Annotated in this window: 21 protein-coding genes and 2 tRNA genes; 19 read left to right on the plus strand and 4 right to left on the minus strand. The window is 54.7% G+C overall.

The window, feature by feature from the left end:
* The first annotated feature begins 154 nt into the window (after window positions 1–154).
* The 8 genes from HK20_RS07640 (at window position 155) to HK20_RS07675 (ending at window position 7,210) form a co-directional block, all read left to right on the plus strand.
* A complete protein-coding gene (locus tag HK20_RS07640; protein WP_086646499.1) occupies window positions 155–1,549 on the plus strand; it encodes a phage/plasmid primase, P4 family in 1,395 nt (464 codons plus the stop codon).
* A 398-nt stretch (window positions 1,550–1,947) separates the two neighbouring features.
* A complete protein-coding gene (locus HK20_RS07645) occupies window positions 1,948–2,514 on the plus strand; it encodes a recombinase family protein (protein ID WP_086552220.1) in 567 nt (188 codons plus the stop codon).
* A gap of 245 nt (window positions 2,515–2,759) precedes the next feature.
* A complete protein-coding gene (locus tag HK20_RS07650; RefSeq protein ID WP_233129126.1) occupies window positions 2,760–3,029 on the plus strand; it encodes a hypothetical protein in 270 nt (89 codons plus the stop codon).
* Window positions 3,026–4,480, plus strand: a complete 1,455-nt coding sequence (locus HK20_RS07655) for a terminase large subunit domain-containing protein (RefSeq protein ID WP_086646501.1) — start codon at window positions 3,026–3,028, stop codon at window positions 4,478–4,480. Before HK20_RS07650 ends, HK20_RS07655 begins: the two co-directional genes overlap by 4 nt.
* The gene (locus HK20_RS07660; RefSeq protein ID WP_086552993.1) at window positions 4,468–4,791 is read left to right on the plus strand and encodes a hypothetical protein; all 324 of its coding nucleotides are present in this window, start codon (window positions 4,468–4,470) and stop codon (window positions 4,789–4,791) included. Before HK20_RS07655 ends, HK20_RS07660 begins: the two co-directional genes overlap by 13 nt.
* 12 nt (window positions 4,792–4,803) lie before the next feature.
* Complete coding sequence (locus HK20_RS07665) at window positions 4,804–5,538, plus strand: hypothetical protein (RefSeq protein ID WP_086646502.1); 735 nt, start codon at window positions 4,804–4,806, stop codon at window positions 5,536–5,538.
* 1 nt (window position 5,539) lies between these two features.
* The gene (locus HK20_RS07670) at window positions 5,540–6,070 is read left to right on the plus strand and encodes a hypothetical protein (RefSeq protein WP_086646503.1); all 531 of its coding nucleotides are present in this window, start codon (window positions 5,540–5,542) and stop codon (window positions 6,068–6,070) included.
* A 174-nt stretch (window positions 6,071–6,244) separates the two neighbouring features.
* Window positions 6,245–7,210: a baseplate hub protein gene (locus HK20_RS07675; RefSeq protein WP_086646504.1), complete on the plus strand. Its 966-nt coding sequence runs from the start codon at window positions 6,245–6,247 to the stop codon at window positions 7,208–7,210.
* Window positions 7,211–7,313: 103 nt separating this feature from the next.
* Here HK20_RS07675 and HK20_RS07680 read toward each other — a convergent pair.
* Both HK20_RS07680 and HK20_RS07685 read right to left on the minus strand, forming a co-directional pair.
* Window positions 7,314–7,389, minus strand: a tRNA-Ala gene (locus tag HK20_RS07680).
* Between the two features lie 99 nt (window positions 7,390–7,488).
* Window positions 7,489–8,121 carry a nucleoside triphosphate pyrophosphatase gene (locus HK20_RS07685; RefSeq protein WP_086646505.1) on the minus strand — a complete coding sequence of 211 codons (633 nt, stop codon included), beginning with the start codon at window positions 8,119–8,121 and terminating at the stop codon, window positions 7,489–7,491.
* Between the two features lie 368 nt (window positions 8,122–8,489).
* On the opposite strand from HK20_RS07685, the gene hemE reads away from it, so the two are divergent.
* From hemE to HK20_RS07710, 5 genes are all read left to right on the plus strand, one after another.
* Complete coding sequence (gene hemE, locus HK20_RS07690) at window positions 8,490–9,569, plus strand: uroporphyrinogen decarboxylase (protein ID WP_086646506.1); 1,080 nt, start codon at window positions 8,490–8,492, stop codon at window positions 9,567–9,569.
* Window positions 9,569–10,261 carry an HAD family phosphatase gene (locus HK20_RS07695; protein WP_086646507.1) on the plus strand — a complete coding sequence of 231 codons (693 nt, stop codon included), beginning with the start codon at window positions 9,569–9,571 and terminating at the stop codon, window positions 10,259–10,261. Before hemE ends, HK20_RS07695 begins: the two co-directional genes overlap by 1 nt.
* Window positions 10,261–10,713 carry a protoporphyrinogen oxidase HemJ gene (gene hemJ / locus HK20_RS07700; RefSeq protein ID WP_086646508.1) on the plus strand — a complete coding sequence of 151 codons (453 nt, stop codon included), beginning with the start codon at window positions 10,261–10,263 and terminating at the stop codon, window positions 10,711–10,713. Before HK20_RS07695 ends, hemJ begins: the two co-directional genes overlap by 1 nt.
* Before the next feature lie 247 nt (window positions 10,714–10,960).
* Complete coding sequence (locus HK20_RS07705; RefSeq protein ID WP_086646509.1) at window positions 10,961–11,545, plus strand: TIGR00730 family Rossman fold protein; 585 nt, start codon at window positions 10,961–10,963, stop codon at window positions 11,543–11,545.
* Between the two features lie 69 nt (window positions 11,546–11,614).
* A tRNA-Pro gene (locus HK20_RS07710) sits at window positions 11,615–11,691 on the plus strand.
* Window positions 11,692–11,907: 216 nt separating this feature from the next.
* Here the strand turns inward: HK20_RS07710 and HK20_RS07715 are convergent.
* Entirely contained in the window at window positions 11,908–12,357 is a 450-nt protein-coding gene (locus tag HK20_RS07715) for a hypothetical protein (protein WP_086646510.1), read from the minus strand.
* Window positions 12,358–12,695: 338 nt separating this feature from the next.
* Between HK20_RS07715 and HK20_RS12970 the strand changes: the two genes are divergently transcribed.
* Window positions 12,696–13,013, plus strand: coding sequence for a hypothetical protein (locus HK20_RS12970; RefSeq protein WP_158093043.1), 318 nt, complete (start codon window positions 12,696–12,698; stop codon window positions 13,011–13,013).
* A 314-nt stretch (window positions 13,014–13,327) separates the two neighbouring features.
* Here the strand turns inward: HK20_RS12970 and HK20_RS07725 are convergent, their stop codons facing one another.
* Window positions 13,328–13,792 (minus strand): methylated-DNA--[protein]-cysteine S-methyltransferase, encoded by a 465-nt coding sequence (locus HK20_RS07725; protein WP_086646512.1) that lies wholly within the window; start codon window positions 13,790–13,792, stop codon window positions 13,328–13,330.
* A 180-nt stretch (window positions 13,793–13,972) separates the two neighbouring features.
* On the opposite strand from HK20_RS07725, the gene mnmE reads away from it, so the two are divergent.
* Genes mnmE through HK20_RS07750 form a run of 5 tightly spaced genes read left to right on the plus strand, consistent with a single transcriptional unit; the run spans window position 13,973 to window position 19,466 of the window.
* On the plus strand, window positions 13,973–15,292 hold the full coding sequence (gene mnmE, locus HK20_RS07730; RefSeq protein WP_086646513.1) for a tRNA uridine-5-carboxymethylaminomethyl(34) synthesis GTPase MnmE: 1,320 nt from the start codon (window positions 13,973–13,975) through the stop codon (window positions 15,290–15,292).
* A 21-nt stretch (window positions 15,293–15,313) separates the two neighbouring features.
* Window positions 15,314–17,194, plus strand: a complete 1,881-nt coding sequence (mnmG, locus tag HK20_RS07735) for a tRNA uridine-5-carboxymethylaminomethyl(34) synthesis enzyme MnmG (RefSeq protein WP_086646514.1) — start codon at window positions 15,314–15,316, stop codon at window positions 17,192–17,194.
* Window positions 17,184–17,780 carry a 16S rRNA (guanine(527)-N(7))-methyltransferase RsmG gene (gene rsmG / locus HK20_RS07740; RefSeq protein ID WP_086646515.1) on the plus strand — a complete coding sequence of 199 codons (597 nt, stop codon included), beginning with the start codon at window positions 17,184–17,186 and terminating at the stop codon, window positions 17,778–17,780. The genes mnmG and rsmG overlap by 11 nt, the downstream gene beginning before the upstream one ends.
* On the plus strand, window positions 17,767–18,558 hold the full coding sequence (locus HK20_RS07745; protein ID WP_086646516.1) for a ParA family protein: 792 nt from the start codon (window positions 17,767–17,769) through the stop codon (window positions 18,556–18,558). The genes rsmG and HK20_RS07745 overlap by 14 nt, the downstream gene beginning before the upstream one ends.
* Window positions 18,555–19,466 (plus strand): ParB/RepB/Spo0J family partition protein, encoded by a 912-nt coding sequence (locus HK20_RS07750; protein WP_086646517.1) that lies wholly within the window; start codon window positions 18,555–18,557, stop codon window positions 19,464–19,466. The genes HK20_RS07745 and HK20_RS07750 overlap by 4 nt, the downstream gene beginning before the upstream one ends.
* The last annotated feature ends 27 nt before the right edge of the window (window positions 19,467–19,493 follow it).

Consider the following 19,493-nt stretch of genomic DNA (forward strand, 5'->3'; position numbering starts at 1 on the left):
ACCATAGGGTTCATCCTCCGAGAGTTTTACTCTCCGGTAAAACCGGGGCAGTTCAGGTTGTAGACGCCATGGCAACAGCAGGTCTGCAGGCGGGGCTGACACAACGTGAAATTGAAAAGACCATCGCGTCTGCCCTCCGGGCAAGGGTGGGTGTATGACCGAAACAACCAATATTGAGGACGTGGTGCGCCAGGGCATACGGCAGGCCCAGAATGTGCCCGGCAGCAACAATTATGCGCTGCTGACCGAACACGGCATGGCAGCAGCCTTTACCGAGCGGTACAAGGATGAACTCCGCTATGACCACAAGGCCGGGCGCTGGTTTCTCTGGACCGGTACACACTGGAAAGAGGACAGTACCTACCGCGCCTTCAGCTATGCACGTGAACTGGTAGCCGAGGCCAACCGGAACAGTGAGTTCAAGGAGCAGGCCATTACCGGCAAGGCCTCCTTTTGTGGTGGAGTAGAACGGTTTGCCCGCACAGACCCAGTGCATGCCGTGGTGCCGGAGGATTGGGACAAAGACCCTTACCTGCTCGCAACCCCCGGCGGCACGGTTGACCTGCGCCGCGGCACGCTCCGGCCTGCATCCCCCAACGACATGATGACCCGCGTGACTGCCGTAGCCCCAAATGAGGCACCGTGCCCGAAGTGGCTCCAGTTCCTGCAGGAAGCCACCAACAGGGATGAGGAGCTGATGACCTTCCTCAAGCGCTGGTGCGGGTACTGCCTGACCGGGGACACACGCGAACATGCTCTGGTATTTGGTTATGGCCCCGGTGGAAACGGCAAGAGTGTTTTCCTCAACGTCCTCTCCAAGATCATGGGGGATTACGCCACGGTCGCAGCCATGGACACATTCACCGCCAGCCATGGGGACCGGCATTCAACCGACCTTGCCATGCTCCGGGGTGCCCGTCTGGTTACCGCGTCCGAGACTGAGGAGGGCAGGGCATGGGCGGAAAGCCGGATCAAGCAGATGACCGGTGGCGACCCTATTACTGCACGCTTCATGCGGCAGGATAACTTTACCTTCCAGCCCCAGTTCAAACTGACCATCGTAGGGAATCATAAGCCAGTGCTCAAGAATGTGGATGAGGCCGCCCGCAGGCGCTTCAACATTGTTCCGTTCATTCACAAGCCCAATAGCCCCGACAAGGATCTAGAACTCAAGCTACAGGAAGAATGGCCGGGCATCCTGCACTGGATGATACAGGGGTGTCTGGAATGGCAGCGTGAAAGCATGCCCCGCCCGGCAGTCGTGAGAGAAGCAACGGCTGAGTATTTCGAGGCACAGGATACATTTGGCCAGTGGCTGGCCGAAAGGTGCATTCTAGACCCCGGTCTGGAAACAAAGCCCAGCATGCTGCTCAAGGATTTTCAGGAATGGTGCCGTAACAACGGAGAGCCTGAGAGCGATAACAAACGGTTACGTGGGATGTTGGAGCGGACAAACGGTATTCGCTATGTAAAATCACGAGGGTATCCGACTGTGCGTGGTGTAGGCCTCAAACCGTTACTTTCAGAGCAAACCCGATGGATGGATTAAATACTGGGGGAAGGGTGGGGAAGGGTTATCTGATTTGGCACCATACGCGCGCGTACATGAGGAATAACGGGTTTACCTATCCCCACCCTTCCCCCTTTCAATTCTTGTCATAAAATTTCAGGTTCTATTTTCCATTTATCCGGATTTTCTGAAGGCGTGATTGATGGGTGTTTTAGGGGGTGCGAGGATATGCCCGAAAAAATCTCCCCCTATGGTCAGCCTCCCTCCGCCGCTGCGCTGGCGCATCAGGCTCGGACGATTGTCCCAAAAGGCAAGCCTTTCAGGACAGGAAAAAATTGGGACAAAATGACGGAATGTCCTAGTCCTAAAAATTACCATTTGACTTTTAGGACAAGCAAGGAATAACCTCTTAGGAGTTTTAGGACATGAGGTCAGCCATGAAGATCGGATACGCTCGCGTTTCAACCGTAGATCAGGACGCCGGACTGGAAGCGCAGATACGTGACCTGACAGCAGCAGGATGCGAGAAGATTTTTTCCGAGAAGGTTAGTGGCACGGACAGCAAGCGCCCAGCCCTGCTGGAAGCTCTGGAGTATGTGCGCCCGGGTGACGTGCTGGTTGTGACCAAGCCCGACCGTTTGGCCCGCTCTACGGCTGATCTTTTGGGGTATGTGCAAACCGCCCAGGCAAAGGAATGCGGACTGATCGTTCTCTCCATGAACGGCACAACACTGGACACGACAAGCCCCACCTCCAAGCTGATGCTGACCATGCTGGCTGCCGTAGCCGAGTTTGAACGTGACCTGATGCTTGAACGCCAGCGGGAAGGCATTGCAAAAGCCAAGGCAGAAGGCCGCCCTATGGGTCGCCCCCGCACAGTCCTGTCCAGGACAGAAAGCATCCGGAAAATGAAGGAAAAGGGCATGTCAGCCACCGCTATTGCAAAGGCTCTAGGCATCGCCAGATCTGGGGTATATCGGGCATTGGAATCTGCAAAACCATAACACCCACTTGTAACAATTCGTGATGTGTCCTTTTTGAACTGTCTCCCTGTGTATCTCTCCGCATCTGTGTGACGCATAATTTTGGAAACATCCATTGTATATCATTGGTGTTTCATTTTTATTGTTTGAATGACGTAAAATACCCCTGATATAAACGGGGTATGAAAAAGATAGGCCCCTACTCGAGACCAGATAGTCTCAATAAACTGGACGGAAGGTGCAAAGAAGCGCGGCTTCTTAAAAACGTGCGTTCTGCACTGGTCGAACACCTAGGCGGTAACCCCTCAATCACACAGCTTGTTCTGATCGACCGGGCAGCTTGGCTTACGCTGCATATGGGCCTGATGGACAGCCATATGCTCGAAGGTGGTACACCTGCTGAACGGGACTCACGGCAGTATCTGGCATGGGCAAACACCCTTACCCGCACCATGCGGTCTCTGGGTCTGGACAAAGCACCTGCCCCAACACGTGGCATGGACGCTCTTCTGGCTGAACGGAGGGAGCGGACATGAGCTTGACCGTTCTGCAGGCCATGCACGACCCTTTCCTTTTTGGGGCAGAGTTCGGCAACCCGACATGGACCGCGTGGGAAGCCTTCCTTGCTGCCCTTCTTGGCGAGGAAATGACGGATGAGCAGAAAGCCATATGCGCCACCCACACGGGCCGGACTGATTTACCTCTAGAAACATTCCGTCGTGCAGCTCTTATCTGTGGCCGCCGGGCCGGGAAAAGCCGTGTTCTGGCCTTGCTGGGTACCTGTCTGGCTACATTGAAGGATTATCGCCCTTTTCTCTCTGCGGGCGAGGTAGCAACAGTCGGCATCATTGCAGCAGATCGGAAACAGGCCCGTACCATCTTCCGTTATGTGCGCGGACTGATTTCTCTGGTTCCAGAGATGGAAGAGGAAGTCACGCGCGAGACTGACGAAATCATAGAGATGACAGGCCGCAGGGTGGTGATCGAGATCGGCACCGCCAGCTTCCGCGCCACGCGTGGTTACACATATGCAGCCGTCCTGTGCGATGAAATTGCCTTCTGGCGTGACGACAGCAGCGCAAACCCGGATGAGGAAATTCTGAGGGCACTGCGCCCCGGCCTTGCAACCATACCGGGTTCCATGCTGCTTCTGGCTTCCAGCCCCTATGCCCGCCGTGGCGTATTATGGAAAACTTTCAAGCGCTATTATGGCCAGGAAGGTGCCAATACGCTCGTGTGGAAAGCCGCCACACGGGACATGAACCCCGAATTTGACGAGCAGGAAGAGCGGGACGCCTACGAGGAAGACCCCGCCGCTGCGGCTGCGGAATACGGGGCTGAGTTCCGTAGCGACATAGCCTCGTTCGTCGCACCCGAAGTGCTGGAAGCCTGCACAGTGCAGGGACGGCATGAGCTACCTCGTGACAGTCGGGTGCGTTACGTGGCGTTTGTTGATCCTTCTGGCGGGTCATCCGACAGCATGACATTAGCCATTGCTCACCATGAAAACGACTGTGCCGTTCTGGATCTGGTGCGTGAACGCAAGGCACCATTCAGTCCAGAAGCCACTGTGTCAGATTTTGCAAGTGTTCTGAAATCTTATGGTTTAAGCAGCGTCACGGGGGATCGCTACGGCGGTGAATGGCCGCGAGAGCAGTTCCGCAAGCATGGTATCGCCTACAACCTGTCCGACAAACCTCGGTCTGACCTCTACCGGGATCTGCTGCCCCTTCTGAATTCAGGAAAAGCAGAGCTTCTCGATATTCCAGTGCTTTCACGCCAGCTTTGCGGACTTGAGAGACGGACCGGACGCAGCGGTAAGGATAATATCGACCATGCCCCCGGTGGCCATGATGACGTGGCCAACGCGGTTGCGGGGGCTCTCCTCATGCAAAGCGCACGCCGGATGCCAAAATTCACACCAGCAATGGTTCAAAAAATCGCCGAACAAGGCAAAAGGGAAAGCTTTTCAGTATGGGCAAGATAGAACAGGCCATTGACCGGGCCATCAAACGAGAACGCATCAGGCTGCAAGAAGCAGAAACAGCCCGACAGATGGTCGCCCCTCTGGTTGGAAACATTGCTGGCATGGACAGCGCCATTGAAATTTACAGCAACGCCCTTAAGCAAAACGGAATTGCGCCGGGATCTGCCAATATTTCCGGAATGCAGGCCATGGTCCGAATGCTGCTCAATACCACTGGCAACTCATCTTCCGACACTATGAGCATCGCAACCGATGCAACACCCGATGAAGACAGCATTCTGTCTGGCGTCAACGCTCCCCGCAAGCTGTAAGGTTCTAATGAAATGACACCACTATCCGAAAATACTCTTCGGCAGGAACTGGACGCCGCAATTAAAAAACGTAATGCACTGGGGGCTGAGTTTTTTGGAATTCAGGCTGCACAGGAAAAAATTGCTTCGTGTATTTCAGAGTTACGAAAAAATCTTCGTAGTGCAGAAGCTGCATTTGAAGAGGCAAAACAGGAAAGTGTTTCCAACCTAGTGCATGAAGCCATGGGAGAAGCACAAACTGACCAACCTTCCATGCGGCAGCTTCGTGCCAATATGGCATCAGTGGAAGATGAGCTTGAAGCGGCATTGGAAGCTCAGAAAGAATTGGCGGACTGGCGGAAGCAAATTGATAGCCGCCTAGGGTTGGCCAAAATGGCTACACGCCGTGCATTTGATGACGTCATTAAAAACAGCCCAGAGGTCAACCATCTCATCGAAGAAGCAAAAGCACTCGAAGAGCAGATTATCGAGCGCATCAGCCAGATTACCTACCTCGTTGGGTGTGGCCATTTACCCCATGGGATTTATGAAACACTTGCCTTGCAGCCAACCAATCTTGGCAAGGGGCTGGCGACGACACCACAAACCGCATGGGCGATCCTCTCTGAGAAAGCTGGCAAAAGTATTCCTTCTGCATGGCAGGCTGCTGTGGCTGGATTGGATAAGGATGCATCATTCCCGTTGCCAGGGGATGACGTAAGCCCCCCTAAAAAGGGCCCACTCCGCAAGCTGATGGGAGGGGCATGAGATGAAGAAGTCCCAAGTCGAACGGCTGACCGGATTCCTTCAGGAGCGCTTGCCCCCCGATGCATGGGGAGAGGTGGCCGACATGCTTGATGAGCTACAAGCGCGTTATGATAATGCGGGGCCGGATGACACCGAAGTTGCCATGCGCACCGTGGATCTGATCGATTTCCTCAACAGCCGCCTCCCCCTTGATGAAATGGAGCGCGTCCGAAAAATCATTTTTGGAACAGATGACCAAGGCAACCCGCTTGCTGCAGATGCAGCACTCCGCGTTCGGTGCGGCTTACGCGCTCACAACTACGCTCGCCAGAGAGTTGCCTGGGCAACGGGGGTGGACACCATGGCATGTGACAGTGCGGCCGATGCTTACCGGCTGGGCTTAACAGCTCTTGGCCACGATGCCTCCCATATTGCTGATGATGCGGCTCGATCTGTTTTTGAGGGCTTCATGAGTCAGAGGCGAGCTCAATCCTCTTCCGCTGCAGACATGGCGACACGCTTCGGTGTCACCACTCCCCGGAAATTGGGATGAAAAAAATGCGTCATCATCAATCGTTCAGGAATTCCAAGCACGCAGGCGCTCCAGCATCGAAAAAAGGCTTCCAAAAATGGCGGAAGCAGAAGCCCACACCAGCACGAATCGCCCGGTTTGAGGCCTTGAGAGCTCGGGTCATGGGAAACACTCTATCTCCAAAGGAGATAAAAAATGTCTGACGGAAGCTTTGTTAAGCGCAGGATCGATGTAGTTTTCAACATCGTGCAGGGCGGCTTTGACGGTAGCGATAATGAGCAGATCACCCTCTCAGGTCACCGGATATCGTGCCAGATACTGAGTGCAGGAATGGAAACTGGCGTTATGTGCGCCCTGCGTATTGAGGGCATGCAGCTTAGCCAGATGAACCGGCTTTCAGTTGCACAAGTTGGCCTCGTTGATCAAAGCAAGAACACCGTAACTGTCATGGCTGGAAATGATGGAAACGCTCTATCTGCTATATTCTCTGGTGGCATTATAGAGGGATATGTAGATTTTTCTGATGCACCAAATGTTGCTTTTGAAGTGCGCGCCATGTCGACCGCCATCCCTGCAGGAATGCCAATTACTACAACCTCATTTAATTCTGGGGTTTCGGTTCCAACGATTATGGAAGCAATAGCTAAAAAAGCAGAACTTGGTTTCATAAATAATGGAGTCACTGCAACATTCTCTGGCCCTGTCTATTATTGGGGAGCCGCATCAGACCAGATAAATTCCTGCGCTCGAGCCGCAGGAATTTACTACACCATATCCATGAATGTCCTACACATCTGGCCCAAAGCCTTCACCGCAGAGGCCAGCGGGGCTATAGAAATTTCATCTGAAAACGGCTTAATGGGCTACCCAAATTACAGCCAAGGGGGCGTTGGCTTGCAATGCCTGTTTAATCCCAGCATCGGCTTTCGTTCAACGATCAAACTGAAGAGCAAATACTCACCCGCTGCGTGGGTGAACGATAGCGGGCAGTTGCGATCTTTGGCTGGAACAGGGTCAATTTACCCCCCATCTAATGGTCTTTGGGTAGTGCAGCGTGTCCAGCATCAACTGCAAACAGAAGAACCAAATGGTTCATGGGTAACCATATTGGAAGCAGGTCGGCCCGAATTCACAGGCAATGCAACCGGATTTGCCCGCTAGCAATTCTGGCAAGTTGGTATTTTCGTAAGGGGGGTTTTAAGAGGGGTACAGCTTCCAAGCTCTAACAAAAACATTTATTTTTCAGAGGTTTAGGAAGAAGAACTGGTGGAGCCAAGCGGAATCGAACCGCCGACCTCTTGAATGCCATTCAAGCGCTCTCCCAACTGAGCTATGGCCCCACTGTTCTGTCACACACTGCCCTGTTCTGTTTTGCAACAGTCCTGCGGTGTGTGTTGAGCCTCTTACAACCTACTTAAAATGCTGACAAGCCCTAATTTTTAATCTGGGAGCACTTTCATCTCACGCAGTGCCGCAACAAGGGGGAGGAGCGGCAAACCCTGAATGGCAAAAGCATCTCCTTCTATTGCAGCAAACAACTGTATGCCCGGACCTTCCAGCCGGTAAGAGCCAACACAGCCGAGGCAGGCCTCTCCCTCCAGTGCCAAATACTGTTCCACAAATGCGTGTGAAAAGACACGCATGCTCAACTTTGGGCAGGCAACATGCCGCCAGAGAATATGCCCATTCCGGCACAGCACGACCGCAGTATGTAAGGTGTGTGTTTTTCCCCTCAGCTCAAGCAACTGCTGGCGGGCCCCTGCCAGTCCCTCCGGCTTGTCATACCATGTGCCATCACAGCTCAGCATCTGATCCGCCCCGATCACAAGCCGATCGGTTTTTTGAATCGAGAGCGCTTTTGCTTCAGCAAGCCGAAGGGCTACCGTATCGGCAGACCAGTTCTGCTGTAAGCCTTCGTGCTTGATATGCGCCTCATCCACATCAGAAACTTCAACATCAAAGGCCAATCCGGCATTTTCCAGAATACGCCGCCTGGCAGCAGAACCACTGGCCAGAAGCAGTTTGTACGCTCTGTTCTGTATTAGAGTCGGCGTTAGTACTAAATCAGTCACGGAAGCGAGTCTCTTTCAGGTACTGGTGAAAAATGGGGCTGTGAGTACTTCCCTTAGTACCGGGGTACATGTGGATTGTACGGAGTTCAGAACATGGCCGTACCGAGTACCGGGCACAACCTGCAACTCTCATGAACCGGTGAGTTGTACACAGGGGTGGTTGGATGTTTTCTGGATAACTCCAAAAAGCCTTTATTTTGCAAGGGCCTTCAATCTGTACACAGTGTGGGAAAGATGGGGTACATTTTTGGAATGCCGGGTACCCCGTTATCAACAGTACCCTCATATCTCATCAAATCTTTTTCTTTCTTTTTTTATAGGAAGAGGGGCGTGGACAGCGCGGACAAAGACGTGCAGGACTTCTGCTCATGACAACGCAAACACACATTCCCGCCGCCAAACGTCTGCTCAGAACTCTGAACGGGGAGGCACTGTGGCCCCCTCCGATGTGGTTGATGCGCCAGGCTGGCAGGTTTCTGCCCGAATTCCGCGCCATGCGGACACAGGCGGATTTTCTGACCCGTTGCATGACCCCTGATATTGCAACGGAGCTGACCTTGCAGCCTATCCGCCGCTTTGGCATGGATGGGGCCATCCTGTTCTCGGATATTCTGATCCTGCCATGGGCTATGGGTCAGTCCCTTGAATTTGTGGAAGGCACAGGCCCGGTTCTTGGTGCTATCCGCTCCGAACAGGACCTTAATGCACTGGACCCCGCACGCATTGCAGAGGCAACCGCCCCTGTGCTGGAAACCCTGTCCCGCCTGCGCAAGGCCGTGGATGGACCAGAAAGCATTGGGGTTGCCAAACCTGGTGCAACCACGTTGCTCGGCTTTACGGGCGCTCCATTTACCGTGGCCTGTTATATGGTTGAAGGCCGTGGCTCGCGCGAGTTTTCTGTAACGCGGAACATGGCTTTTTCTGAACCTGCACTTTTTGACCGGCTTATGGCCCTGCTGACCGAGACAACAGCAACCTATCTTTGCGCCCAGATTGAAGCCGGGGCAGAAGCCGTTATGCTGTTTGATTCATGGGCCGGGCTTTTGCCTCCTTCGGAATTTCGCCGTCACGTTATCCAGCCTAGCCGGCAGATCGTGCAGACCATCAAGGCCCGTTACCCGCACGTCAAAGTTGTTGGGTTCCCACGCCTTGCTGGTGTGATGGCCGCAGAATACGCGCGTGAGACAGGTGTGGATGTTCTGGCACTCGATACCGGGGCCGATATGGCAACCGTGCGCAATATGGTGCCAGACACTTTGGGCCTACAGGGTAATCTGGACCCGGTTGCCGTGCTGGCCGGAGGGGAAGCCATGCGGCGTGAAGCCCTGCAGGTGCGTGAAGCCGGGCGGGGGCGTGCCCATGTGTTTAACCTAGGCCACGGTGTTCTGCCGCAAACGCCTGTGGAGCATGTGGCTGATCTTGTTCAAACCGTGCGGGAAACGCCCTGATGACTCTGGCTCTCTCTCAGGTTTTTCGCGGGCCGCTTAAACTGGTCATTTTTGACTGTGATGGTGTGCTGGTTGATAGCGAGGAAACCTGTTGCCGCCTGTGTGCGCAGGCGGCGCGGGAGGCCGGATGGAACGTGCCCGATGCTCTGGCTGTGCAGACATTTTCTGGCATGTCCCTGGCGACCATTCAGCCCATGATCGAGCGCAATGCAGGCAAAAAGCTGGGCGCTGAGTGGGAGCCAACAATGCAGCAGCGCTTTGTTGCCGCCATGAAGGAAGGCGTGGAACCAGTTAGCGGTGTGCACGCCATGCTTGATGCGGTGCAAAAGCTGGGTGTTCCCGTGCGTGTTGCGTCCAATTCCTCCTGCGAGGAAATGGACGTAAAGTTTGAAAAAACCAGCCTTTCCCCTTATTTTGACGGGCGTATTCATTCTGCGCGGGATATGGGTGTGCCCAAGCCCAGACCCGATGTGTATCTGAAAGCAGCCGAGGCAGAAGGTGTTCTGCCGTGCGAATGCGTGGTGCTTGAAGATAGTGACCCCGGTGCTAAGGCGGCAGTTGATGCAGGTATGGCCTGCGTTATGCTCCGTGCACCGGAAAAAGCACTTCCGGATTGGAAAGGGATCGAAAGAATAGAGAAATTATCTGATTTCCCGCATATTCTTTCCGAACTGATCAAGGTTGTATCATAATGGTTTTTGACGTGCTTCTTCCATGGGTCAGGTGGTTTGTCGCGTTTCACATCATGTCTGTCATGGCATGGATGGCGGGGTTGTTTTATTTGCCCCGGCTGTTTGTGTATCACTGTCAGGTCAAGGCCGGGACTGCGGAAAGCACGCGGTTCAAAACCATGGAGCGCCGGTTGATCAAGGCCATTATGGTGCCGGCCATGTGCTCCAGTCTGCTCTTTGGTGTCTTGCTGGTTTTAACACCCGGCTCGGTGGACTGGGGAGCTGGCTGGTGGCATTTAAAATTGCTGTGTGTGCTGCTTATGTTCGGTTTTCAGGGCCTGTGCGGTCGTTGGTACCGTGGGTTTGCACAGGATAATAACCAGCATTCGGAAAAGTTTTACAGACTGGCCAATGAAGTGCCAACTGTGCTGATGATGGTTATTGTTATTATGGTTGTTGTTAGGCCATTTTAAAAAATATGATATAATATAATAGTATTTCTTATATTATATCATGCAGCATGTTGCCATTACCCCGCACAAAAAGAGCGGGGTAATGGCTTTGACTTTCCTGTACAAGACACAGATTTGCGTTTTATGTAAATCCTTGTAACCTGACATCAAGGTTTAAAAACCTATGGCAAAAACATGGATTATTTTTTGCCCATATGTTTGAATTGCTAAAATTTACAAAAATACAATATCGGGGAGAAGGCGTAATATGTCCTTAACTGTGCGTTCAGTTGCGGTGTTTTGTGGCTCCCGCATGGGGGATAAACCTGTTTATCGCCAGACAGCGGAACTGGCTGGTAAAACATTGGCCGAAAAAAACATTCGACTGATTTATGGCGGTGGTGCCAACGGGCTCATGGGCGTGGTGGCCGATGCTGTTATTAAATCCGGCGGGGCGGTAACGGGGGTTATCCCCGAGTTTTTGAAAACCCGTGAACGGATGCATGATCAGGTTTCCGAGCTGATTGTGACGGACTCCATGCATGCCCGCAAACAGATCATGTTTGCGCAGGCCGATGCATTCTGGATTCTTCCGGGCGGATTTGGCACATTTGATGAGACAATGGAAATTCTGACCTGGAAGCAGCTTGGCCAGCACAAAAAGCCTATTCTGCTGGTTAATGTGGACGGCTGGGGCGATGCCATGGTCGCCATGCTGGATACAGCAGTTAGCCAGGGGTTTGCCTCGGCAGAAGCGCGCGCGCTGTTTCAGGTCGTGCCGGATATATCGGCCGCTCTGGCGTGTTCTGTTGTATCTGATCAGGTGCATGATCTGCCTATGTCTGCCCTGTAAACCAGAGGGCTCATGCATTTCCTCTCTTGCTTATAAAGCAAGAGAGATGTATAGCGCATTCAGCCATAACGGAGTGTAGCTCAGCCTGGTAGAGCACTGTGTTCGGGACGCAGGGGCCGGAGGTTCGAATCCTCTCACTCCGACCATGGCTTTTCTGGAAAAATCAGTTTTCCTTGCAGGGTGCTTTTAGGCACTCTGTTTTTGCATGCCAAAGTATGCAACACCTGCAAAATCCAACGCATATAATATTCAGACAGCGTATTCCATTGTCCCATCATTTATAAAAATTATTGTTGTATTCAACAAAAAACCCCTCACGTTACTCAGGAGCGTGAGGGGTTTTTATGTGGCAGAAGTTCGGTTCAGGCCCGTTTGGCGACTGCTGTGTAATGGCTGTCCACAAGGGTATTGGCTGCAAACAGGGAGGGATGATGTGCATCCTGCATCTGCCCGACCAGCAGGTTTTCCCACCGGCGCATATCGGCCTGTCGGTCAGCCTGAATACCTTTGTTCAGCTCCTCAAACTGCAATGCGGCAAAAGAACCGAGCACAATGCTGGACACAAAAGCCGCACTGGCGACCAGACCGGGGAGTGAGAGCGCATAATCGGACCATTGCTCGGACTCCGGCAGGGATTGCCACAAGAACCGCGACAGGGCGGAATTATCTGTAAAATCCTGCCAGTGCACGGCCAAACCGGCATGAAAGACAGAAAATTTAAGTCCGCATGTCATAAAAATAAACGTGGAGCAGATAGCAAGGCTCAGGGCTGCGAGCCAGAGCGAGACGAATGTTGCTTTTTTCCATGCCATGTTGTCCGGCCTCCTAATTTGGGTTTGTTAGGGGGCAAAAGCGGAACGGTGTATAAAGACACCGCGCTTCCTCCGTTGTTTAAAACGTATATCAGGTATTCAATATATGCAAGGTAAATCGTGCAGGAGAGGCTCTTCTGGCATACTGAAAAAGATGGAATCCTGTGCTGGAAAGCCTTCCAGATCATGCCCATTATTAGAACATGATTTTTTTGTCTCCTGATCAGCAGACAAGAGTGGGGGCGTAGGAATGAAGCAGACACATACGGTAAAAATAGGTCTTCTGGCTTTGCTGCTGGCGGGGGTTCATCTTTCTTTCGGTCATGCTTATGCGCAGCATGGGGGGCACTTTGGCGGTGGCCCCGGTGGTGGTCATTTTGGCGGGCCCGGTGGTGGCTGGCATGGGGGGGGCCATGGCGGCTGGGGCGGCGGTTGGCGTGGCCCTGGTGGATGGGACAGAGGCCCCGGCTGGGGCGGTGGCTGGGGTGGCTATTACGGTGGTGGCTGGGGGTGGGGATACCCCTATTCTTATGGTGGTTATGGGGGATATGGCGGTTGGAGCCCGTATTGGGGCAACCCCTACTGGAGCCCTTACTGGGCGGGTTGGGGCTGGGGATGGTCCATGCCATATGCTTATGGCCGCACGGCTGATGTAGAAACATATAGCGGATCATATGCACCGCCAGAGCAGGTTCCTCCACAACCCGTGCCAGAGGGAACGCCACCACAGCAGGCAACGGGGCAGAGCTACTATGCGCCGCCATCCTATTATGCCAGTCCGGATTATGGGCAATATCCGGCAACACAAAGTATGCCCCCGCCCAGCCAGAATGTGGAGGGGAGTGATGGAACTGCGATGTTCAATTGTAAAAGTGGTTATTTTTACAACAACTTAACGCAAAACTGCGATAAGCGTTAAGGCCAGAGCCACAGGTTGCTACGCGAGAGCATTGGCAACCTGTGGGGCTGTTCAGGCCCGTTGAGGGAGTTCTACCCCTTCAAGTTCAAGTAGCCAGACCTTGTCATCCACGCCACCATCGCCCGAATATCCACCAAGCCCATTGCGCGCCAGTACGCGGTGGCACGGGATAAGAATGGGAATAGGGTTGCGCCCAACAGCCTGCCCTACAGACTGGGGGCTGCCGCCAGCCTTTTGCGCCAGCTCGCCATAGGTTGTGGTCGTCCCTGTGGGTATGGTCTGCAAAACGGCCCAGATTTTTTTCTGGTATGGTGTGCCATAGGGTTCGAGCGGAAAGGGGAAGGCGCCTAGGGCTGACGGGTCATCAAACCACTGGTCCAGCCAGTCCCGTGCCTGGCAGAGGAGTGGTGTTTCGGTCTGGTCCCGTCCCCAGCCCCAATCCAGGGAAATGATTTTTCCATCTTCTTCAGACAGGGTAAGTGGTCCCAGGGGAGAGTGGAGGGAAAGCTGAGGCATGGGTCTGGCACTTTCTGAATAACAACAGAGTGGGCGGGGCAAAAGCGGGCACGGTGTGGTGCTGCTGCGAGCACGTTCCATATAGGCCGCTTTTTATCATTTTTTAAATCTACGTTTGCGGACAAAACTGCACTAAAAACACGGTGTTGTCTTGAACAAAACAGTAAGGAACACAGTACGGTGGGATATCAGGGGGAAGACACTATTTTTGCTGTGTCTACAGGTGTAGAGCGCGCGGCTATTGCCGTTATGCGTGTGAGCGGCAAAGGGAGTGCGGATCTTCTGGTAAAGCTCTGTGGTGTGTTGCCTCCACCACGCAAGGCGGTTTTGCGCCGCATATGGCGGCAGGCGGATGTGCAGGACACCCTGTTGGACGAAGCCCTTGTCCTGTGGTTTCCCGGCCCCAAAAGCTATACGGGGGAGGATGGGTTTGAGCTGCACCTGCATGCGGGACCTGCCATAATTCAGGCTGTGGCCCATGCTTTGGTGGATGCAGGGGCACGTCCTGCGGAGCCGGGTGAATTTACGCGCAGGGCTTTTACCAATGGCCGGATGGATCTGGTAGAGGCCGAGGGCATAGCCGATCTGGTGGCCGCGGAAACCGAAAGCCAGCGCAGGCAGGCACTGGCGCAGGCCGATGGTGCGCTGAGCCGTGTTTATGAGGGATGGTCAGAGCGGCTGAAAAAGCTTCTGGCTTTTCAGGAAGCCCTGATAGACTTCCCTGACGAGGATATCCCCCCCGAAGTGGAGGAGGAAATCCGATCAGGAATCCGCCAGCTTATTGAGCAGATGCAGCAGCATATTGCTGATGGGCAGCGTGGGGAGCGTATTCGGCGTGGGGTGGTTTTTGCCATTACAGGCCCACCCAATGCAGGTAAGTCCAGTTTGTTAAACTGGCTGGCAGAACGGGATGCCGCCATTGTTTCCCCCATTGCAGGGACCACGCGGGACGCGCTGGAAATTGTGGGTAGTCTGGCGGGGATCAAGGTCACGTTTGTTGATACTGCTGGCCTGCGTGAAACCGAGGATGAAATAGAGGCCGAAGGTGTGCGTCGTGCTTTGTTTCACGTGAAACAGGCCGACTGTGTTGTGCAGATGTTTGCAGCCCCCGACGTGCCACAAAGTGTATTCCCCGGCGCGCTTGTGGTTGGGAACAAGCTTGACTTGGCCGACCTTCCGGCAGAGGTAGAGGGCGTTGGTGTTATTCCTGTCAGCCTGAAAACAGGCGAGGGGCTGGATGCGCTACGCCAGATTCTGGAGCAGAAGGTACTGGCGCTAACCGCATCGTCCACAGGGATACCGTTGTTAACCCGGGCCCGCCATAGCGCAGGCGTGCAGGATGCCTGCGCCAGTCTGGAAGAAGCACTCCGGCAGGAATGGCCCGAAGTGCGGGGTGAGGAACTCAGGCTGGCCATGCGGGCTCTGGGGCGGTTAACAGGACATGTAGGGGTTGAGGAACTGCTGGATGCCATTTTTGGGCAGTTCTGTATTGGCAAATAAGGGCATGGTGCGGGCGTGGTGATGATGGAGTCTTACGATGTGATTGTGGTTGGCGGTGGTCACGCCGGGTGCGAGGCAGCCGCCGCAGCCGCCCGGTGTGGAGCCAGAACGCTCCTGCTGACGCATAACAAACACACGGTTGGTGCCATGTCCTGCAACCCGGCAATCGGGGGCATAGGCAAGGGCCATCTGGTGCGGGAAATTGACGCACTGGATGGGCTTATGGGCCGTGCGGCTGACCGGGCTGGTATTCATTTCAAACTGCTTAATCGCTCCAAGGGGCCAGCCGTGCAGGGGCCGCGTGCGCAGGCGGACCGTATGCTGTACCGTCAGGCCATACAGGACCTGCTCGCCCAGACACCGGGGTTGGATATTGTGGAAGGCGCTGTGGCCGATCTGCTGTGCCAGAACGATGGACGCGTCTGTGGTGTTGTGTGCGAAGATGGCAGGCAATGGCAGGCCGGTGCGGTTGTGCTTACAACCGGTACGTTCCTGGATGGGGTTATCCATATCGGGCATCAGTCCCAGCCAGCAGGGCGTATAGGGGAGCAGCCGGCAAAAGCTCTTGCACAGCGCCTGCGGAGCATGAACCTGCGCATGGGGCGCCTGAAAACCGGCACACCGGCAAGGCTTGAACGCAGCAGCATAGATTGGTCCGCTCTGGCTGAAGACAAAGGGGACGTTATTCCCGAACCTTTCAGCCGCATGACGCAGGCTATTACCAACCCGCAAATGGTGTGCGGCATTACCGCGACTACACAGAAAACGCACGAGATCATTCGTGAACATCTGCATCTGTCTGCCGTCTATGGGGGAGGGATTTCGGGCCGTGGGCCAAGATACTGCCCATCTATTGAAGATAAAGTCGTGCGGTTTGCGGATAAGACAAGCCACCAGATTTTTCTCGAACCCGAAGCTCTGCCCGAGCATGAGGGAGGCAATCTGGTTTATCCCAACGGTATTTCCACCAGCCTGCCTGCCCATGTGCAGGATGCCATGATTCACTCCATTCCCGGCCTGGAACACGCGGTGATCGCGCAGTACGGATACGCAGTGGAGTATGATTATGTTGACCCGCGTGAGCTCACAACATCGCTTGAGCTACGCCAGTGCCCCGGCCTGTTTCTGGCAGGGCAGATTAACGGAACAACCGGGTATGAGGAGGCCGGGGCACAGGGCCTGCTGGCCGGGGTTAATGCCGCCCGTTGTGCCGGTGGGCAGGCAGGCGTGAGTCTGGACCGTGGCAAGGCCTATATTGGTGTTATGGTGGATGACCTGACAACGCAGGGGGTGAGCGAACCCTACCGTATGTTCACATCCCGGGCCGAATACAGGCTGACCCTGCGGGCAGATAATGCCGACATCCGCCTGACTCAGTTAGGCGTGGAGTGGGGGTGTGTTGGTGCCCAGCGGCAGGCCGCTTTTGCGCACGAACTGGGGCAGATCAATGCCGTAACGGCGCAGGCCGAAGCCGAAGGCTGGCAGCCACAGCAGCTTGCCAGTGTGGGCATGAAGGTTGCGCAGGATGGCCGACGCAGGAGCTTGCTGGAGGTTCTGGGCTATGGGGCCGATCCATCGGTTGTAGAGCAGATTGCTCCATGGTTTTTGCAGGTGCCGGAACGGGTGCGCCAGTATGTGACCACGCAGGCGCGCTATAGTGGGTACCTGACCCGCCAGAACAGGGAAATCAAGCAACTGGAAGCTGAAACGGAAATCCGTTTTCCGCCGAAGCTGGATTTTGCCAGCATTGGTGGGCTGAGCACGGAAATGAAGGAAAGGCTGGAGCAGGCAAAGCCAGAAAGTTTTAGTGCTGCACAGCGTATTCCCGGAATGACACCGTCGGCGCTTATGGCAATTCTGGCCTATTTGCGCAAAGGGCAGGAGCAGGTGCATGTTGCCTGAGTACGAGACTGTTTCACGTGAAACAGAAGAACGTCTGCACGCCTATATGGCTGTGCTCAAAAAGTGGAATGAGCGGATCAACCTTGTCTCCCCCAAGGATATGGATAACCTGTGGGAGCGGCATATTCTGGATAGTCTCCAGCTTGTACCTTTGGTAAAAGGGCGCGAGCGATTTGTGGATATGGGGTCAGGTGGTGGTTTTCCCGGTATTGTGCTGGGTATAGCGGCCAATATTCCGGGGGTGCTGATCGAATCCGATCAGCGTAAATCCGCGTTTTTGCGTGAAGCCGCCAGAATAACGGGTGCCCCCCTTACTGTCCTGCCCTGCCGGCTGGATAGTGTTGAGGTTGCTCCCGCACCAGTGGTTACGGCGCGTGCGCTGGCCCCGCTGGACAAATTGTTAACATGGGCGCGTCCATTACTGGAGCCCGGTGGTGTTGGCCTGTTTCTGAAGGGACGGCAGGCCGAGCAGGAAATTGAGGAGGCAGCTAGGACCTGGCGGTTTGATGTCCGGTCATGGCCCAGCAAAACAAGCCCCGATGGTGTTATTCTGGAAGTGAGTAATTTTAATCGTGCAGAAGGCTAAAAAAAACCGAAAAGACTGCTGCATTCTTGCAGTAGCAAACCAGAAAGGCGGCGTGGGCAAAACAACCACCGCCATCAATCTGGCCGCAGCTTTGGCAGCCGATGGCGCTCGCGTTGTGCTTCTGGATCTGGACCCGCAGGGCAATGCCTCTACCGGTGTTGGCGTTAGTTATGATGCCAGAAAAGGTGGTGCTTATGCTCTGCTCATGCACGAAAAATCTGCGCAGGATCTTTTGCAGCCGACCGAGATTGATAACCTGTCGGTTATCGCAGCCAACACGGAACTGGTCGGGGCAGAGATCGAACTGGTTGAAACGCAAGGCCGCGAATACAGGCTGCGCGAGGCACTGGAGCCACTGGCCCAGCAGGTGGACTATATTATCATAGACTGCCCCCCAAGCCTTGGTCTGCTGACCCTGAATGCTCTGGTTGCGGCCCACGGCGTGCTGGCCCCCTTGCAGTGCGAATTTTTTGCGCTCGAAGGCTTGGGGCATCTGGTCAAAACTATTGGGCATGTGACCAAGAACCTGAACCCCGGCCTTAAGGTCGCAGGCATTGTGCTGACCATGTATGACAAACGGAATAATCTGTCTGAACTGGTCGCAGCAGACGCACGCAGCTTTTTTGGCGATGATGTGCTTGAGACCCTTATCCCGAGGAATATCCGCATTTCCGAAGCGCAGAGCCACGGTCTGCCCGTCATGACCTATGACCCCCGCGCAACCGGAGCTACGGCCTATCAGGCGCTTGCCGCCGAAATCATGAGGAGAACGGCATGAGCGCGCCACCACGGAGCAAAGCTGCTGCCCGCCCAAAACTGGGCCGGGGGCTTGCCGCATTACTGGGGGATGCCGCCGGGGCAGGCATGAGTTCAAAAGGGAATGAATCTGAATACAAGGGTGGTGCTGTGAGCGTTCTTCCGGTTGAAGCCCTTGTTGCCGGGCCATTCCAGCCTCGGCAGATTATGGAACCGGCTGCCCTTGAGGAACTGGCAGACTCCATTCGCGAGCGGGGTATTTTGCAGCCTATTCTGGTACGCCCGGACCCAGATAAAAAAGGCCAGTACCAGATTATTGCTGGTGAGCGCCGGTGGCGGGCCGCTCAGTTAGCCCAGTGCCACGAAGTGCCCGTGCATGTGCGTGACCTGAGCGAAGCCGATGCCATGGCCGCGGCACTGGTGGAAAACCTCCAGCGTACGGACCTGAACCCGGTGGAAGAAGCCGAAGGCTTTAACCGCCTGATGGACGATTACAGCCTGACGCAGGAAGACCTTGCCAGAGCCATTGGCAAGTCCCGGCCCCATGTTGCCAACACGTTGCGCCTGCTCAAGCTGCCTGATGCCGTTCGGGCGGAGCTTAAAAAAGGCACGCTGTCTGCCGGTCATGCCCGGGCATTGCTGGCGCACCCCAACCCTGTGGCTGCTGCGGCTGAAGTGATTGCCCGTGGGTTGTCAGTGCGCCAGACTGAGGCATTGGTGCAGAAGGCATTGGAGCAGCAGGCCGGTAAGCCGGTGGTGAAGGAAAAAAAGATCCAGAACCCGGAAATTGCAGCCCTTGAGCGTGATCTTGCCAGCCGATTGGGGCTCAAAGTGGCCGTTAATTTTGATGGACGCAAAGGGGGCTCTCTAGAAATCCATTATAAAAGCCTCGATCAGCTGGATACTGTGCTGGCTTTGTTAAAATCCTGAATTTTCAGGCTTGTGCTTATCAAAAAG

Origin of the sequence: Acetobacter sp. DsW_54, assembly GCF_002153575.1 — a bacterium.
In the GTDB taxonomy this organism is placed as follows: domain Bacteria; phylum Pseudomonadota; class Alphaproteobacteria; order Acetobacterales; family Acetobacteraceae; genus Acetobacter; species Acetobacter fabarum.

Bases quoted from the DNA above. Each gene is read 5' to 3' on its own strand.
- HK20_RS07725 (WP_086646512.1), bottom strand. From the start codon at position 13,792: ATGCCTCAGCTTTCCCTCCACTCTCCCCTGGGACCACTTACCCTGTCT.
- hemJ (WP_086646508.1), top strand. From the start codon at position 10,261: ATGGTTTTTGACGTGCTTCTTCCATGGGTCAGGTGGTTTGTCGCGTTT.
- HK20_RS07750 (WP_086646517.1), top strand. From the start codon at position 18,555: ATGAGCGCGCCACCACGGAGCAAAGCTGCTGCCCGCCCAAAACTGGGC.
- HK20_RS07705 (WP_086646509.1), top strand. From the start codon at position 10,961: ATGTCCTTAACTGTGCGTTCAGTTGCGGTGTTTTGTGGCTCCCGCATG.
- HK20_RS07665 (WP_086646502.1), top strand. From the start codon at position 4,804: ATGACACCACTATCCGAAAATACTCTTCGGCAGGAACTGGACGCCGCA.
- HK20_RS07655 (WP_086646501.1), top strand. From the start codon at position 3,026: ATGAGCTTGACCGTTCTGCAGGCCATGCACGACCCTTTCCTTTTTGGG.
- rsmG (WP_086646515.1), top strand. From the start codon at position 17,184: ATGTTGCCTGAGTACGAGACTGTTTCACGTGAAACAGAAGAACGTCTG.
- HK20_RS07675 (WP_086646504.1), top strand. From the start codon at position 6,245: ATGTCTGACGGAAGCTTTGTTAAGCGCAGGATCGATGTAGTTTTCAAC.
- hemE (WP_086646506.1), top strand. From the start codon at position 8,490: ATGACAACGCAAACACACATTCCCGCCGCCAAACGTCTGCTCAGAACT.
- HK20_RS07715 (WP_086646510.1), bottom strand. From the start codon at position 12,357: ATGGCATGGAAAAAAGCAACATTCGTCTCGCTCTGGCTCGCAGCCCTG.
- HK20_RS07645 (WP_086552220.1), top strand. From the start codon at position 1,948: ATGAAGATCGGATACGCTCGCGTTTCAACCGTAGATCAGGACGCCGGA.
- HK20_RS07670 (WP_086646503.1), top strand. From the start codon at position 5,540: ATGAAGAAGTCCCAAGTCGAACGGCTGACCGGATTCCTTCAGGAGCGC.
- mnmG (WP_086646514.1), top strand. From the start codon at position 15,314: ATGATGGAGTCTTACGATGTGATTGTGGTTGGCGGTGGTCACGCCGGG.
- HK20_RS07695 (WP_086646507.1), top strand. From the start codon at position 9,569: ATGACTCTGGCTCTCTCTCAGGTTTTTCGCGGGCCGCTTAAACTGGTC.
- HK20_RS07660 (WP_086552993.1), top strand. From the start codon at position 4,468: ATGGGCAAGATAGAACAGGCCATTGACCGGGCCATCAAACGAGAACGC.
- HK20_RS07640 (WP_086646499.1), top strand. From the start codon at position 155: ATGACCGAAACAACCAATATTGAGGACGTGGTGCGCCAGGGCATACGG.
- HK20_RS12970 (WP_158093043.1), top strand. From the start codon at position 12,696: ATGGGGGGCACTTTGGCGGTGGCCCCGGTGGTGGTCATTTTGGCGGGC.